We start from the raw sequence: 16,030 nt of genomic DNA on the forward strand, positions 1-16,030 counted from the left end.
CGTGTGCGCTGCGTGACCCGTGGGGCGGAGGAACTTCGCTTCGCCCCACGGTACCGGCGCGTTGGTCACAGGGCCCGCAGGCCGTGCTCCCGGAACTGTTCGCGCACCCGCTCCGTCAGTCCCGCGTCCGGGGTGGGTGTGTCGCGCAGCGGGAACGGGATGCCGAGCGCCTCGTACTTGTGGGCGCCGAGCTTGTGGAAGGGCAGGACGTCCACCCGGTCGACGTTGCCCAGCCCGGCCAGGAACGCGCCGAGCCCGTCGACGGCCGCCGGGTCGTCGGTCCAGCCGGGCACGAGGACATAGCGGATCCACACGGGGACGCCGAGCCGGTCGAGGCGGGTGGCGAAGTTCAGGGTCGGGGAGAGTTCCCCGCCCGTCAGCGTCCGGTAGGTGGGGACGTCGAAGGACTTGACGTCCAGCAGGACGAGGTCGGTGTCGGCGAGCAGTTCGTCGGTGGCGCGGGCGCCGAGGAAGCCGGAGGTGTCGAGGGCGGTGTGCAGACCGAGTTCCTTGCAGCGGCGGAAGACGCCGGCCGTGAAAGCGGGTTGCAGGAGGGCCTCGCCGCCGGTGAGTGTCAATCCCCCGCCGGCGGTGGTGATGAAGGGCCGGTACTTCTCGATGTCGGCCATCACCTCGTCGACGGTGGTCGGTCTGCCGTCGCGCATGTGCCAGGTGTCCGGGTTGGCGCAGTAGAGGCAGCGCAGCGGGCAGCCGCTGAGGAAGAGGACGAACCGGGTCCCGGGCCCGTCCACCCCCGTGGACAGGTCCCAGGAGTGGACGCGGCCCGTCACCGGCCGGGCGGTGGGGTTCACAGCGATCCGTGGAAGGTGCGGCTGATCACGTCGAGCTGCTGCTCGCGGGTCAGGCGGACGAAGTTGACGGCGTATCCGGAGACACGCACGGTGAGCTCCGGGTACTTCTCCGGATGTTCCATGGCGTCCTCCAGCGTCGCGCGGTCCAGCACGTTGACGTTCATGTGGAAGCCGTCGGCGGCCGTGTAGGCGTCGAGGATGCCGACCAGGTTCCCCGGACGTTCGGCCGGGTCATGGCCCAGGCCCTCGGGCGTGATCGTCGTCGTCAACGAGATGCCGTCCCGGGCCTGTTCGTACGGGAGCTTGGCGACCGAGAGGGCCGAGGCGGCCACCCCGTGCAGGTCCCGTCCGTTCATCGGGTTGGCGCCCGGTGCGAAGGGGGCTCCGGCACGGCGGCCGTCGGGGGTGTTGCCGGTGTGCTTGCCGTACACCACGTTCGAGGTGATGGTCAGCACCGACTGGGTGTGCTCGGCGTCCCGGTAGGTCGGGTGGCGCCGTACTTTCGCCATGAACGACTCCACCAGGTCGACGGCGATGCGGTCGGCGCGGTCGTCGTTGTTGCCGTACGCGGGGAACTCGCCCTCGGTACGGAAGTCGACGGCGAGGCCCGTCGCGTCCCGGAAGACCTTGACCCGGGCGTGCTTGACGGCGGAGAGGCTGTCCACGGCGACGGACAGGCCCGCGATGCCGCATGCCATGAACCGGTGCACAGGGTGGTCGTGCAGGGCCATCTCGATGCGCTCGTAGGCGTACTTGTCGTGCATGTAGTGGATGACGTTGAGTGCGTTGACGTAGGTGGCGGCCAGCCAGTCCAGCATGCGGTCGTACGCCGCCGACAGCTCCTCGTAGTCCAGGTACTCGCCGGTCAGCGCGGGCACCGCGGGGGCGATCTGCTCGCCGGTCATCTCGTCCCGGCCGCCGTTGACCGCGTACAGCAGCGCCTTGGCCAGGTTGACCCGCGCTCCGAAGAACTGCATCTGCCGGCCCACCGCCATCGCGGAGACGCAGCAGGCGATCGCCGTGTCGTCGCCGGTGCGGGGGCGCAGCAGGTCGTCGGACTCGTACTGGATGGCACTGGTGTCGATGGAGACCTGCGCGCAGAACCGCTTGAACCCCTCGGGCAGCCGTGGTGACCACAGGACGGTCAGGTTGGGCTCGGGGGCCGGGCCGAGGTTGTAGAGGGTCTGCAGGAAGCGGAACGACGTGCGGGTGACCAGCGGGCGCCCGTCGGCGCCGATGCCGCCGATGGACTCCGTCACCCAGGTCGGGTCGCCGGAGAACAGGGCGTCGTACTCGGGGGTGCGCAGGAACCGTACGATCCGCAGCTTGATCACGAAGTCGTCGATCAGCTCCTGGGCGCGGGTCTCGTCGATCGTGCCCGCCTCCAGGTCCCGTTGGAGGTAGACGTCGAGGAAGGTGGAGGTGCGGCCCAGCGACATCGCGGCGCCGTTCTGCTCCTTCACCGCCGCCAGGAAGCCGAGGTACAGCCATTGCACCGCCTCGTGCGCGGTGGCGGCGGGACGGGCGACGTCGCAGCCGTACGAGGCCGCCATCTGCGCGAGTTCGCCCAACGCCCTGATCTGCTCGGCCAGTTCCTCGCGGTCGCGGATGACGTCCGGGGTGGAGGGCCGCGCGTCCAGCAGGGCCCGCTCGGCCCGCTTGGCCTCGATCAGCCGGTCGGTGCCGTACAGCGCGACGCGCCGGTAGTCACCGATGATCCGGCCGCGCCCGTAGGCGTCCGGCAGGCCGGTGATGATGCCCGCCTTGCGGGCTGCCCGCATCTCGGGGGTGTAGGCGTCGAAGACGCCGTCGTTGTGGGTCTTGCGGTACGTGCCGAAGACGCGCTTCACGAAGGGATCGGCCTGGTAGCCGTACGCCTTGAGGCCGTTCTCCACCATCCGCAGGCCGCCGTTGGGCATGATGGCCCGCCTCAGCGGGGCGTCGGTCTGGAGGCCGACGATCAGTTCCCGGTCGCGGTCGATGAAGCCGGGCCGGTGCGAGGTGATGGTGGAGGGAAGGCCGGGGTCGACGTCGAGGATGCCCAGGCGCCGTTCCTCAGGGAACAGCCGGGCGACCTTGTGCCAGACGGCGAGCGTGCGCTCGGTCGGCCCGGTGAGGAACGCCGCGTCGCCGTCGTAGGGCGTGTAGTTGGCCTGGATGAAGTCCCGTACGTCGACCTGGTTGCGCCAGTGGTCACCGGCGAAGCCGCGCCATGCCTCGGTCGTCGCACCGGGTCCAGCTGTCACCGTTGCCGTCATCGCCGGTCTCTCCCTCGCTCCGTGCGCAGAATCTCTGCACTTTGATGCTCGTCTCCCGTGATTCCCGCGGGGAGGGTCTGTCGGCGTAAGCGGGCCGCGCCATCGGTCCCTCGCGCGTGGGGGCCGATGGGCCCTGTCGCTGTGCGGGGGCCGCGCCCGTCGGCGGTGACACGAACGACCGGGGGCACCCCCGCGTCTCGGCGGGATACCCCCGGTCTGACGAGCCCTCAGCCCTCAGCCCTCAGATGAGCCAGCGGTTGCGGCTGACGAAGGGCAGCCGTGCCCAGACCCTGCCCAGGCCCCAGGTGGCGCCCGCTCCCGCCGCCGCCAGGGCGACCAGGACGACGGCGTAGAGGAGGTGGTAGTCGGCGAAGGGGTTGGTCGACATGCTCGCCGATCCGTCGGACAGGTGCTTCGCCGGTGGCCACTCGGCGACCCACATCAGGGCCATCATCACGGTGCCGGCGACCGCGGCGAGCCGCAATCCGATGCCCGCGATCAGGGCGAGCCCGATGCCGAGGAGACCGAGCATGAACAGCCAGTCCGCCCAGCCGGCTCCTGCCCAGTCGTGGAAGGTGGACTCCATCGGCCCGGCGGCGACGTGGCTGAGGAAGCCCTTGGTGGGTGAGCCGCCGTCGATCCAGCCGGCGCCGGACGGGGTGGCGTAGCCGAAGCCGAACGTCTTGTCGAGGAACGCCCACAGGAAGACGAACCCGGTCAGGAGGCGGAGCCCGGCGAACACATACGCGCGGGTCGTCGCGGCCGCGGCGGTCGTCTCGTCGACGGAGACGGGAGCCGTCCCGGTGCGGTGCAGGGACGGGAAGCGGAACACCGGGTGACGGTGGGGGTGGTTGTGCACTGCCATGATGCTCATCCCTTTCGAGGGGTGCGACGCGCGGAGGGTGGACGCCTCTCGTTGCGTCTTCAATGTCCCGCGTCGTCGACGCCCGCCGGAGAGGCTGCAAGGACCCGAGCTCAGGCCGAACGTCCCTGCCTCCCCGCGCTGTTGAAGGTCGGACGTCCCGGGTACGGCCCAGGGGCGAGCCCACGGCCGGCACACGGGTCCGGCGGGGATTCGTGGTTCAGCCGACGGTCAGATCAGGGCGTACCAGCGTCCCGGACCTGCCGTGGACGATCTCGTACGCCGCGTCGAGGGCCCCGATGGCGGCCAGCCCCCCGGTGCGTTCGACGAACCTCGCGGCGGCCTCCGCCTTGGGCCCCATGGAGCCGGCGGAGAAGCCTCCGCGGCGCAGTTCCCCGGGGGTGGCGTCGAGGAGGGGACGCGGGTCGCGGGTGCCGTAGCCGGTGAAGACGCAGGGGACGTCGGTGAGGATGAGCAGGAAGTCGGCTCGGAGGTCCTCGGCGAGCCGAGCCGCCGTCAGGTCCTTGTCCACGATGGCCTCGACGCCGGTCAGCGCACCGGTGTCCTTGTCGGCGGTGACGGGGACTCCGCCGCCGCCTGCGCACACGACCAGCGTCCCACTGCTCAGCAGCTCGTGAAGGGTGTCGGCCTCCAGGACCCGCTCGGGCGACGGCGACGGGACCACGCGCCGCCAGCCCCTGCCGTCGTCCGCGAAGTGCCAGCCGTGCTCGCGTGCCAGGAACCCGGCGGTGGCACGTGAGTACGGCCGTCCCACGAACTTCGTGGGACGGCTGAAGGCGGGGTCGTCGGCGCGCACCAGGGTGTGGGTGACCACCGCGGCGATCGGGTGCCCCGGCAGCGCGTCGTGCAGGGCGCGAACCAGCAGCGAGCCGATCATTCCCTGGGTCTGGGCGCCGAGCAGATCCAGGGGGTAGGGAGCGCTCAGCGCGGGGTCGGCCGTGCTCTCACCGGTGAGCAGAGCGATCTGCGGCCCGTTGCCGTGGGTGACGACGATCTCGTGTTCCAGGGCGAGCCCGGCGATCGCGGTGGTCACCCGGTCGATGTTCGCCGTCTGGACGTCCGCGTCGGGGGGTTCGTCCCGGTGCAGCAGTGCGTTGCCGCCGAGAGCGATGACGATGCGCATGTGTGTGGCCCTCCGCCCGGCCTGGGGTGCGGTCAGTCGTGCGCGACGACGGCGACGGGCGCGGCGGCGTGGTGCAGCACGGCGTGGGTGACGGGGCCGATGTGGGCGCCGATCGGGCTGCGGCGCCTGCGGCGGCCGACGACGACCAGCGATGCCTCGCGGGAGGCGTCGATGACGTGGTGTGCGGGGCTGCCTGGTCGGGACACCTCGGCGACTTCGACGTCGGGGTGCTTGTGCCGCCAGGGGCGGAGCACCTCGGAGAGCGCCGCGGCCTCCTGCCGGCCGAGTTCCGCGTTGAGTTCGAGGTCGGCGGGGAGTCCGTAGGCGAAGTACGGGGGCAGGCTCCAGCCGTGCACGACGGTCAGCGCGGTACGGCGGCGGGCGGCTGCCTCGAATGCAAACGCGATCACCGCCTCGTCGGGGCGTCCGATGTCGAGGCCGAGGACCACGGGCCGGTAGGCGGTGGCGGCGGAGGGGATGCCCACCGGATCGGGCTCGTGCTCGTCGGACGCCTGTTCACCGGCCCTTACCAGGACCACCGGGGTGTCGGTGTGCGCTATCACGGCCATGCCCACGGAGCCGACGAGGAATCCCCCGATGCCGCTCAGCCCGCGCGACCCGAGAACCAGCAGCTCGGCGTCCTCGGCGACGCGCGGCAGCACGTCCATCGGTCCGCCGGGGATCTGCTCCATGTCCACGCGTACGCCGGGGTGACGCAGGCGAAGTCCCTGCGCCGTCTCTCGCGGAATGCGCTCGCTCCAGTGCTGCTGCGTCTCGGCACCGAGCAGCGGGGCCTGTGCCATGGGCTCGGGGACGGGCTCCCAGACGTGCACCAGCCGCAGCGGCAGCCCGCGCAGCTTCGCCTCCCGGGCCGCCCACTCGGCGGCCGCACGGCTCTCGGGCGAGCCGTCGAGGCCCACGGTGACGTTGCGGGACATGCTGTCCACCTCCTGTGTCGGGTTCCGGTTCCAGGGTGGTGGCCGGTGCGTGGCCCGGTGCAGAGACCGCTGGTCCCCCCGCACGGGGCCGATGGTCCTGCGCGCCGTCGGGGCGCCCGACGAGTGACCAATGGCCCCATGACGGCGTCGTCGGCGCCGGAGAGGCTGGGGGTGCTCCGTTCCCGACGGGCGGGCGAGCACGAGGAGTTGTGTGATGGCGAAGGCATATCTGGTGGGCAGTGGGATCGCGGCGCTCGCCGCCGCCGCGTTCCTGATCCGCGACGGCGGTTTCGACGGATCGGACATCCATCTGTTCGAGGAGCACCGGCGGATCGGTGGCGGTCCGGACGCCGACGGCACGGCGGACACCGGCTACTCCCTGCGCGGGGGGCTGATGTTCGAGGCCGAGTACCGGTGCGCCTACGACCTGCTTTCCGGCATCCCCTCGCTCGACGACCCCTCGGTGTCGGTGACGCAGGAGATCCTCGCCGAGCACGAGCGGTTCGCCTGGGACGACCTCGCGCGTCTCGTCGACGCGGACGGGAGGGTCGTGGACACCCGCTCGACGGGCTTCTCCGAGCGCGACCGCCTGGACCTGGCCCGCTGCCTGGCGACGCCCGAGGCGCACCTGGACGGCAGGCGGATCAGCGACTGCTTCGGCGAGCACTTCTTCACCACGAACTTCTGGTTCCTGTGGTGCACCACGTTCGCCTTGCAGCCCTGGCACAGCGCCATCGAGTTCCGCCGCCACCTGAAGCGCTTCGTCCACCTGCTCCCGCAGTTCGCGACCCTGTCGGGCGTCCACCGCCCCCGCTACAACGCGTACGACTCCGTCGTACGGCCCTTGACGGACTGGCTGCTCGAACACGGGGTGACCGTCCACACCGGGTGCCGGGTCACCGACCTCGCCTTCGCGCCGGGGCACCGGGACATCACGGTCGCGACCCTCTCCCTCTCCCGGCAGGGACGGGACGAGAAGATCGCCGTGGCCCCCGACGACCTGGTCCTGGTGACCAACGGCTCCATGGCCGACTCCTCCAGCGTCGGCTCGCACACCGCCCCTCCTCCTCCGCCGCGCCCCCGTTCCGACGCCTGGCTGCTCTGGCACCGGCTGGCCCGGGGGCGCGACGACTTCGGCAACCCTGACGCGTTCGACAAGCGTGTCAAGGAGTCCCGCGTGGAGTCGTTCACCGTCACCACCGAGGACCCCGGGGTCTTCCTGGACGCACTGGCGAAGATCGGCGGCCACGGGGCCGGCCACGGCGGGCCCATGACGTTCACCGGCTCGGGCTGGCTGCTCACGATCGTGGCGGACCGTCAGCCGGTCCACCCCGGCCAGCCCGAGGGCGTCGGCGTGTGGTGGGGTTACGCCCTGCATCCCGGCCGGGCCGGCGACCGGACTCCGAAGCCGATGACGATGTGCTCCGGCCGGGAGATCCTCGAGGAGGTCCTGCACCATCTGCGCCTCGACGAGGCCGTGGCGGCCCGCGTGCTGGAGACCTCGACGGTGGTGCCGTGCCTGATGCCGTACGCCACCAGCCAGTTCCTGGCCCGCCGACGCGACGACCGGCCGGAGGTCGTGCCCAAGGGGTCGGTCAACCTCGCGTTCATCGGGCAGTTCGCCGAGGTGGCGGCCGACGCGACCTTCACCGTCGAGTACTCCGTACGGACCGCGTGGACCGCCGTGGCGCGGCTCCTCGGCCTCGACAGGCAGCCGCCCGCGGTCCACAAGGGTTACCTCGACCCGCATGTGCTGATCGCCGCGCTGGAGACCGTGCACCGACGGTGACCGGGAGCGCCGTCACGGCCGCGGACGGCTCCCCGCGGACCGGCGGGCCACACGGGCCCGGCCGACCGCCGCGGTGAGGAACAGCGACGTCAGCAGGACGGGCACCGCGACGACCGCCCCGTCCCCGCGGTGTCCGGCGCCCGCGGCCACCAGCAGGACCGCGGAGGCCGCCGCCGCGGCCAGGCCGACACCGAGGACGGTGACGAACCGGTTCCGGGCGCGGTACGTCCGCACCCGGGGCGGCGGCCCCGGGCGCGCGTCAGCCCAGTCGAAGGCGGTCTCCGTGGCCTCGTGGCGGCGTCGTACGGCGGCGCGGACGCGAAGCCCGGCCGTGAGGACGGCACCCGCCGCCGCCAGGGCACCGGGCGGCCACCACGGGTCGGCCACGAGGAGGAGTACGGCGACGCCCGCGGCCGTCGCCCAGCCGCTCAGGCAGGCCGCCGCCGCCCCTCGCACGGAGTCCGGGCGGTCGGCCCCCGCAGGCACCGTCGCGAGGGCCGGCAGCCACCAGACGCAGCCGGAGGCGGTCACCAGCGCGACGCCCAGGGCCGGGACGGGGTGCGTCACGGTTCAGGCCGCCCTCTCGATCGCGGCGATCTCCGGGTGGTGCAGGTCGAACGCCGGCGACTCGGAGCGGATCCGCGGCAGCGAGGTGAAGTTGTGGCGCGGCGGCGGGCAGGACGTGGCCCATTCCAGGGAACGGCCGTAGCCCCAGGGGTCGTCGACGTCGACCTTCTTGCCGTACTTGGCGGTCTTCCAGACGTTGTAGAAGAACGGCAGGATCGACAGGCCCAGCAGGAACGAACCGATCGTGGACAGGGAGTTGAGGGCGGTGAACCCGTCCGCGGCGAGGTAGTCGGCGTACCGGCGGGGCATGCCCTCGGCGCCCAGCCAGTGCTGGACCAGGAAGGTGAGATGGAAGCCCACGGTGAGCGTCCAGAAGGTGATTTTGCCGAGGCGTTCGTCGAGCATCCTGCCGGTGAACTTGGGCCACCAGAAGTGGAATCCGGCGAACATCGCGTACACGACCGTACCGAAGACGGTGTAGTGGAAGTGGGCCACCACGAAGTACGAGTCGGAGAGGTGGAAGTCCATCGGCGGTGACGCGAGGATCACCCCCGTCAGGCCGCCGAAGACGAAGGTGATGAGGAAGCCGGTGGTCCACAGCATCGGCGTCTCGAAGGACAGCGAGCCCTTCCACATCGTGCCGATCCAGTTGAAGAACTTGACCCCGGTCGGCACCGCGATCAGGAACGTCATGAAGGAGAAGAACGGCAGCAGCACCCCGCCCGTCACGTACATGTGGTGCGCCCACACCGTCACGCTCAGGCCGGCGATGGCGATGGTGGCGCCGATCAGGCCCATGTAGCCGAACATCGGCTTGCGGGAGAAGACCGGGATGACCTCGGAGACGATGCCGAAGAAGGGCAGCGCGAGGATGTACACCTCGGGGTGGCCGAAGAACCAGAAGAGGTGCTGCCAGAGCAGCGCGCCGCCGTTGGCCGCGTCGAAGACATGGCTGCCGAACTTGCGGTCGCACTCCAGCGCGAACAGCGCCGCCGCCAGCACCGGGAACACCAGCAGGATCAGCAGCGCGGTCAGCAGCACGTTCCAGGTGAAGATCGGCATGCGGAACATGGTCATGCCCGGTGCGCGCATACAGATGATCGTGGTGATGAAGTTGACCGCACCGAGGATCGAGCCGAAACCGGAGAGGGCCACGCCCATGATCCACATGTCGGCGCCGAGGCCCGGTGAGTGGACGGCGTCGGAGAGCGGGGCGTACAGGAACCAGCCGAAGTCGGCGGCTCCGCCGGGGGTCAGGAAGCCGAACGCGGCGATCGACGAACCGAACAGGAACAGCCAGTAGGCGAGCATGTTCAGCCGCGGGAAGGCAACGTCCGGGGCGCCTATCTGCAGCGGCATGATCCAGTTGGCGAAGCCGGTGAACAGCGGCATGGCGAACATCAGCAGCATGATCGAGCCGTGCATGGTGAACGCCTGGTTGAACTGCTCGCTGGACATGATCTGCAGGCCGGGGCGGGCCAGTTCGGCCCGCATCATCAGGGCCATCACACCGCCGACGACGAAGAACGCGAACGCCGTGACCAGGTACATCGTCCCGATCTTCTTGTGATCGGTGGTCGTCAGCCAGTCGACCCACGTCGACCGGCCCGCCGCCGGGACGGCCACCGCCCCGGCCTCCTCAGGGACCGCGGGGCGCGACCGCGCCCCTCCCGTGTGCTGCTCCTGGTCCAGCTGCGCCTCGTCCATCGGACGGCGTCCTCCCCATCTGCTCATGTGCTCAAGGGCCGGGAAGCGCGGCGCGTGCGGTGGGCGGCGCGGCGCTTCCCGGCGCCGCCACATGATCGTCGGACCGGCCCCCCGGTCCGATAGGGTCGAACGGTCCCCACGTCGTCCCGCGATGGGGCCGAACGGTCCCTGTCGGCCGTCGTCCGGACCGGCGGGTCCGCGGGGTGCGGGCGCGCCGGAGAGCGCCGGTCGGACCAGGGAAAGGGGCCGTTCGGCCTTTTGCGGGCGGGCTCGTACCGGCGCAGGGTGAGTGATATGAGGACGCCTGCGCGGATCGCCGTCATCGGAGTGGGGAACGAGTTCCGGCACGACGACGGCGTGGGCTGGGCGCTGGTCGCCCGCCTGCGGGAGCGTGCCGACGAGCGGCCGCTGCCACCCGGCACCGTGCTCAGCACCTGTGACGGCGACCCGGCGCGGCTGATGGGCCTCTGGGAGGGCGCGGCGCTCGCGGTGGTCGTCGACGCGGCCCATGCGCACCCGGCGCGCCCCGGCCGGGTGCACCGCCTGGAACTCGACGCCGGGCTCGGCGCACGTTCGACGGCAACCAGCTCGCACGGGCTGGGCCTTGGCGAAGCCGTGGAACTCGCCCGCACCCTGGACCGGCTGCCCGGGCGTCTCGTCGTCTACGCGGTGGAGGGCGTCGACGGCTCTCTCGGCACCGGCCTCTCCCCCGCCGTCGAGTCCGCGGTGGCACCCCTCGCCGAGGCGGTCCGGGACGAGATCGCGAGGTACGGCGCGACGACGACAGGGCGGTTGCCATGACCGTGCGCCGTTTCCAGGTGGACGGAACCGTCCAGGGGGTCGGTTTCCGGCCCTTCGTGTACCGCACCGCGACCGCCCTCGGCCTGGGCGGCTGGGTGGCCAACGTGAACGGGCACGTGGAGGGCGAGGTCGCGGGTGAACCGGCCCTAATCGAGGAGTTCGCGGACCGACTGCGGTCCGAGGCTCCGGTGCTCGCCCGGGTGCGCCGCGTCCGGCTGACCCACGGCACGGGACGACCGTTGCCCGGGGACGGCTTCCGTGTCTGGCACAGCGCGCCGGGGGGCGCGGGAGGCACCCCGCGCGAGATCCCGCCGGACGCGGCCGTCTGCGACGCCTGTCTGCGCGAACTGCGCGACCCCCGCGACCGCCGCCACCGTTACCCGTTCATCAACTGCACCGACTGCGGGCCGCGCGCCACCATCATCGAGGACCTGCCGTACGACCGGATCCGTACGACGATGCGGCGCTTCCCGATGTGCGCGCGGTGCGCGGCCGAGTACGCCGACCCCGGCGACCGGCGCTTCCACGCCGAGCCCGTGGCCTGCCCGGTCTGCGGCCCCCGCCTCGCGTGGGAGGAGCTGCGCGGCGAGGCGGCGCTGCGGGCGGCGGTCGAGACCGTCGCCGGGGGCGGGATCGTCGCACTGAAGGGGCTCGGCGGCTACCAGCTGGTGTGCGACGCGGGAAACGCGCGGGCCGTGGCGGATCTGCGGAGCCGCAAGCACCGCCCCGCGAAGCCGTTCGCCGTGATGGTGCGCGACGTCGCGGCGGCGGCCCGGCTGGCCCAGGTCTGCGCCACCGAGTACGAGGCGCTGACGTCCCCGGCCCGTCCCGTGGTACTGCTCGACCGATCCCGACGCCACGGGGAGCTCCCGCTCGCCGCCGAGGTCCACCCCGGGCTGACCCGCGTCGGCCTGTTCCTGCCCACCACGGGTCTGCACCAGTTGCTCCTGGACGATCTCGACCGTCCGCTCGTGGTCACCAGCGGCAACGTCAGCGACGAGCCCATCGCCGTCGAGGACGCCGAGGCCCGGCGGGCTCTCGCGGGCGTCGCCGACGGGTTCCTCACCCATGACCGGCCCATCCGGGCCCGTTACGACGACTCCGTGGTCGAGTTCGCCGGCCGGGTCCGCGTCACCGTCCGCCGGGCGCGTGGTCTCGCCCCTGCCCCACTGCCCCTCGACGTGCGAACACCGGTCGTGGGTGCGGGCGCCCACCTCAAGCACACCTTCGTGCTCGCCGCGGACGGCAGGGCCCACCTGGGCCCGCACACGGGCGACCTGGCCGACGTGGCGACGTACGACGCCTTCCGCACGTCGTACGTCGATCTCAAGCGGCTCACCGGCATCGAGCCGACGGTGGTCGCGCACGACCTGCACCCGGGGTACCTGTCCACACGGTGGGCGCTGGAGCAGCCGCTGCGGCGGATCCCCGTGCAGCACCATCACGCGCACGTGGCCGCCTGCGCGGCCGAGCACGGTGTGCGCGGTCGTTTCCTCGGTGTGGCCTACGACGGTCTGGGGCTGGGCGACGACGGCACGCTGTGGGGCGGCGAGATCCTCCTCGCCGATCTGCGCGGCTACCGCCGCGTGGGCAGGTTCGCGACCGCGCCCCTGCCCGGCGGCGACGCGGCGGTACGCCATCCCTCCCGTACCGCCCTCGGCCATCTGCTGGGCGCCGAGCGGCTGGGCACCCCGCGCCCCTACCCGTGGCTGACCGAACCCTTCACCGACCGGCTCGACCCCGCCGAGGTCACCGGCGTGCGTGCCATGGTGGCCCGGGGCGTGAACTGCCCGCCGGCCTCCAGCGCCGGGCGGCTCTTCGACGCGGTCGCCTCCCTGCTGGGCCTCGCCGACGAGGCACGCTACGAGGGCGAGGCGGCCGTGCTGCTGGAGGCGGCGGCGGGAGCCGAGCACGCGGCGCCGCTCGCCCACCGGGTCGTGCGCGCCCAGGGCCTGTGGGTGTACGACTCCACGACCACCCTCATCGACCTGCTCCGGCGCAGACTGGAGGGGGAAGCCGTGTCCCGGCTGGCCGCGGCCTTCCATCTGACGCTCGGGATCGTCACCGCCGACCTGGTCGCGCGGGCGGTGGCGGACGGCGCGCCGCACACGGTGTGTCTGGGCGGCGGTTGCTTCGTCAACCAGCGGCTGCTCAGCGAGACACGGCGGCGACTGCGGGCGCAGGGCCTGAAGGTCCTGGTCGGCGGCGAGGTACCGGTCGGGGACGGCGGCATCGCCTACGGCCAGGCGGCGGTCGCGGCCGCGAGGATCGCGGAGGAGAGGTGAGCGCGGATGTGCCTGGGCATTCCGGGGCGGATCCTTGAGGTGTACGACGACGCCGGGCTGCGCATGGCCACGGTCGACTTCGGCGGCGTACGGCGCGAGGTCTGCCTCAGCTGTACTCCCGACGCGGGGGTCGGCACGTACGTCATCGTGCACGTCGGCTTCGCGATCACCGAGGTCGACGAGGCGGAGGCGCACCGGACGCTGGAGGTGCTGCGGGCGATGGCGGGTGCGGTGGAGGCGGAGCTGGGTGAGCCGCTGCGGGCTCCGCCGCAGGAGACCCGGCGCGCCTGAACACCCCGCCCGTCGGTCTCCGGACAACAGCACATCCGTCCCGGCCCGACCGGAACCGTCCATTGGGCCGTACGGCCCCTGCCGTACGGGCGTCTCCTCCCGGACGCTGGAAGGGTAGGGCACCGGACCACCTTGAAGAGGAGGACCGTGATGACCGGCACGCAGGCCCCGGCAGTCCTGGATCAGGACGGGCTGGACGCCCTGGTCGCGGCCCTGGTCGACGACGGGCGCACCGTCATCGGGCCGACGGTCCGCGACGGCGCGATCGTGCTGGCCGAGCTGGCCTCCGCGGCCGAGCTGCCGTACGGCTGGGGCGTCGAGCTCGACGCCGGCCGCTACCGGCTCGTCCCGCGCGAGGACGGTGCCGCCTTCGCGCACAGCGCGGGCCCGCAGTCCTGGAAGAACTATCTGCACCCGCCGCGGGAGAAGCTGTGGAGCGCGGACCGCACGACGGACGGCGATCTGGAGTTCACCGCCCACCGACCCGAGGCGCCGGCGTACGCCTTCCTCGGGGTCCGGCCCTGTGACCTCCGGGCGATCGCGATCCAGGACCGCGTCCTCACCGGCGGCCGGTACGCGAACGGCGGCTACGGGGAGCGCCGCGGGCGGGCGCTGCTGATCGCCGCCGAGTGCACGGAACCGGGGGCGACCTGCTTCTGTGTGTCGACGGGTGGCGGGCCCGCCGCCGATCCCGGGTACGACCTGGCGCTGACCGAGGTGGTGGACGGGGACGGGCACCGGTTCCTCGTCCGGGTCGGCAGCGAGGAGGGCGCCCGGCTGCTGGAGCGGGTGCCGCACCGTGCGGCCGACCCGGTCACGGAGGACAGCGCCCGGGCGTCGGTGGATGCGGCGCGTGAGCGCATGGGCCGGTCGCTGCCCCCGGTCGACCTGCGGACGCTGCTGGGCGCGAGCCTGGAGGCCGACCGCTGGGACGATGTCGCCGCCCGCTGTCTGACCTGCGGAAACTGCACGATGGTGTGCCCGACCTGCTTCTGCGTCACCACCGAGGAGGTCACCGATCTGACCGGTGACCACACCGAGCGGTGGCAGCGCTGGGATTCCTGCTTCGACCTGGACTTCTCCCATCTGCACGAGGGCCCGGTGCGGTCGTCGGGGCGTGCCCGCTACCGGCAGTGGCTCACCCACAAGCTGTCCACCTGGTACGACCAGTTCGGGACCTCCGGATGCGTGGGATGCGGGCGGTGCATCACCTGGTGCCCGGTCGGCATCGACATCACGGAGGAGGTCGCCGCGCTCGACGCCGAGTTCACCGCGCGGAGCGGCGCACCGACTACGGAGGCGTGAGTGATGAGCCCGTCGATCACCCCGCGCCTCACCCACGCGTTGCCGCCCGAGCACCGCGACCGGCTGCTGCGGTTCGCCCGCGAGGTCGACCTGCGGCCCGGGACCCGGCTGTTCGAGGAGGGCGGACACGCCGACCGTTTCTGGGTCGTCCGCGACGGCAGGGTCGCCCTCGACCTGCATGTGCCCGGCCGCCGCCCCCCGGTGATCGAGACCCTGGGCGTCGGCGACCTGGTGGGCTGGTCCTGGCTGTACGAGCCGTATGTCTGGCAGCTGGGTGCCGAGGCCGTCACACAGGTGCGGGCCCATGAGTTCGACGCCGTCGCCGTGCGGCTGATGTGCGCGCAGGACGCCGAGTTCGGCCGGGCCGTCGGCCACTGGGTCGGCCGGGTGCTGTCCCACCGGCTGGGCGCGGCGCGCGCCCGCCTCGTGGACCTGTACGGCACCTCGCCCGGCGGGGGTGCGCGATGACCTCCGTACCCGTCCCCCACCTCGTGGTGGACCGCCGCCGGGAGACCGCCGACACGGTCACGCTGCGGCTGGAACCGGTCGGCGAGGCGCTGGCGGACTTCGCGCCGGGGCAGTTCGCGATGGTGCACTGCTTCGGTCGCGGTGAGATCCCCCTGTCGGTGAGTTCCGTCCAGGCCACGGGCGGCCTCGCGCACACCGTCCGGGGCGTGGGTGCCGTCTCCGACGGGCTGTGCGCGGCCCGGGTGGGTGACCTGCTGGGGCTGCGCGGGCCGTACGGCACCGGCTGGGAACTCGCGCCGGCCCGCGGCGGGGACGTCCTGGTGGTGGCGGGCGGCATCGGCCTCGCCCCACTGCGTCCGCTCGTCCTGAGCGTGCTCGGCGAGCCCGAGGCGTACGGCCGGCTCAGTGTGCTCGTCGGGGCCCGCACCCCGGGCGACCTGATCGGCCGGAAGGAGATCGACGGCTGGCCCACGGCGTTCACCGGGGTGACGGTCGACCGGCCCGACCCCGACTGGCGTGGCGACGTCGGTGTGGTCACCCAGTTGCTGGGCCGGGCACCGTTCGAGCCGGACGCCACCCGGGCGTTCGTCTGCGGTCCCGAGCCGATGATCCGCGCCACCGCCCGGGAGCTGGCCCACCGGGGGGTGCCCGCGGAGCGGATCCGGGTGTCGCTGGAGCGGAACATGCGGTGTGCGACGGGGCACTGCGGGCACTGCCAGCTCGGTCCGCTGCTGCTGTGCCGGGACGGGCCGGTCGTCGGCTGGGACCGGGCCGAACCTCTGCTGGCCGTGAGGGAGTTGTGA

Annotated in this window: 14 protein-coding genes; 7 read left to right on the forward strand and 7 right to left on the reverse strand. The window is 72.4% G+C overall.

Annotated features, from left to right (window positions below):
* Nucleotides 1-65 precede the first annotated feature (65 nt).
* The 5 genes from pflA to ACZ43N_RS14220 form a co-directional block, all read right to left on the reverse strand.
* Nucleotides 66-812 (reverse strand): pyruvate formate-lyase-activating protein, encoded by a 747-nt coding sequence (gene pflA / locus ACZ43N_RS14200; RefSeq protein ID WP_468097498.1) that lies wholly within the window; start codon nt 810-812, stop codon nt 66-68.
* A complete protein-coding gene (gene pflB / locus ACZ43N_RS14205) occupies nt 809-3,070 on the reverse strand; it encodes a formate C-acetyltransferase (RefSeq protein WP_468097499.1) in 2,262 nt (753 codons plus the stop codon). Before pflB ends, pflA begins: the two co-directional genes overlap by 4 nt.
* 241 nt (nt 3,071-3,311) lie before the next feature.
* Nucleotides 3,312-3,935: a hypothetical protein gene (locus ACZ43N_RS14210; protein ID WP_468097501.1), complete on the reverse strand. Its 624-nt coding sequence runs from the start codon at nt 3,933-3,935 to the stop codon at nt 3,312-3,314.
* 217 nt (nt 3,936-4,152) lie between these two features.
* Complete coding sequence (locus ACZ43N_RS14215; RefSeq protein WP_468097502.1) at nt 4,153-5,076, reverse strand: carbamate kinase; 924 nt, start codon at nt 5,074-5,076, stop codon at nt 4,153-4,155.
* A gap of 32 nt (nt 5,077-5,108) precedes the next feature.
* The gene (locus ACZ43N_RS14220; protein ID WP_468097503.1) at nt 5,109-6,014 is read right to left on the reverse strand and encodes a universal stress protein; all 906 of its coding nucleotides are present in this window, start codon (nt 6,012-6,014) and stop codon (nt 5,109-5,111) included.
* A 214-nt stretch (nt 6,015-6,228) separates the two neighbouring features.
* Here ACZ43N_RS14220 and ACZ43N_RS14225 point away from each other — a divergent pair, with 214 nt between their 5' ends.
* Nucleotides 6,229-7,803, forward strand: a complete 1,575-nt coding sequence (locus ACZ43N_RS14225) for an oleate hydratase (RefSeq protein WP_468097504.1) — start codon at nt 6,229-6,231, stop codon at nt 7,801-7,803.
* A 12-nt stretch (nt 7,804-7,815) separates the two neighbouring features.
* Here the strand turns inward: ACZ43N_RS14225 and ACZ43N_RS14230 are convergent, their stop codons facing one another.
* Both ACZ43N_RS14230 and ctaD read right to left on the reverse strand, forming a co-directional pair.
* Nucleotides 7,816-8,370, reverse strand: a complete 555-nt coding sequence (locus ACZ43N_RS14230) for a hypothetical protein (protein WP_468097505.1) — start codon at nt 8,368-8,370, stop codon at nt 7,816-7,818.
* A gap of 3 nt (nt 8,371-8,373) precedes the next feature.
* Nucleotides 8,374-10,077 (reverse strand): aa3-type cytochrome oxidase subunit I, encoded by a 1,704-nt coding sequence (gene ctaD, locus ACZ43N_RS14235; RefSeq protein WP_468097506.1) that lies wholly within the window; start codon nt 10,075-10,077, stop codon nt 8,374-8,376.
* 294 nt (nt 10,078-10,371) lie between these two features.
* Between ctaD and ACZ43N_RS14240 the strand changes: the two genes are divergently transcribed.
* The 6 genes from ACZ43N_RS14240 (at nt 10,372) to ACZ43N_RS14265 (ending at nt 16,030) form a co-directional block, all read left to right on the forward strand.
* A complete protein-coding gene (locus tag ACZ43N_RS14240) occupies nt 10,372-10,878 on the forward strand; it encodes a hydrogenase maturation protease (protein ID WP_468097508.1) in 507 nt (168 codons plus the stop codon).
* Complete coding sequence (gene hypF, locus ACZ43N_RS14245) at nt 10,875-13,163, forward strand: carbamoyltransferase HypF (RefSeq protein WP_468097509.1); 2,289 nt, start codon at nt 10,875-10,877, stop codon at nt 13,161-13,163. The genes ACZ43N_RS14240 and hypF overlap by 4 nt, the downstream gene beginning before the upstream one ends.
* A 6-nt stretch (nt 13,164-13,169) precedes the next feature.
* Complete coding sequence (locus ACZ43N_RS14250; protein WP_468097511.1) at nt 13,170-13,454, forward strand: HypC/HybG/HupF family hydrogenase formation chaperone; 285 nt, start codon at nt 13,170-13,172, stop codon at nt 13,452-13,454.
* 150 nt (nt 13,455-13,604) lie between these two features.
* Nucleotides 13,605-14,759 (forward strand): 4Fe-4S dicluster domain-containing protein, encoded by a 1,155-nt coding sequence (locus ACZ43N_RS14255; RefSeq protein WP_468097512.1) that lies wholly within the window; start codon nt 13,605-13,607, stop codon nt 14,757-14,759.
* 3 nt (nt 14,760-14,762) lie between these two features.
* A complete protein-coding gene (locus ACZ43N_RS14260) occupies nt 14,763-15,227 on the forward strand; it encodes a Crp/Fnr family transcriptional regulator (RefSeq protein ID WP_468097513.1) in 465 nt (154 codons plus the stop codon).
* Nucleotides 15,224-16,030, forward strand: coding sequence for an FAD/NAD(P)-binding protein (locus ACZ43N_RS14265; protein ID WP_468097515.1), 807 nt, complete (start codon nt 15,224-15,226; stop codon nt 16,028-16,030). The genes ACZ43N_RS14260 and ACZ43N_RS14265 overlap by 4 nt, the downstream gene beginning before the upstream one ends.

Source organism: Streptomyces sp. NPDC030814, from assembly GCF_055572155.1.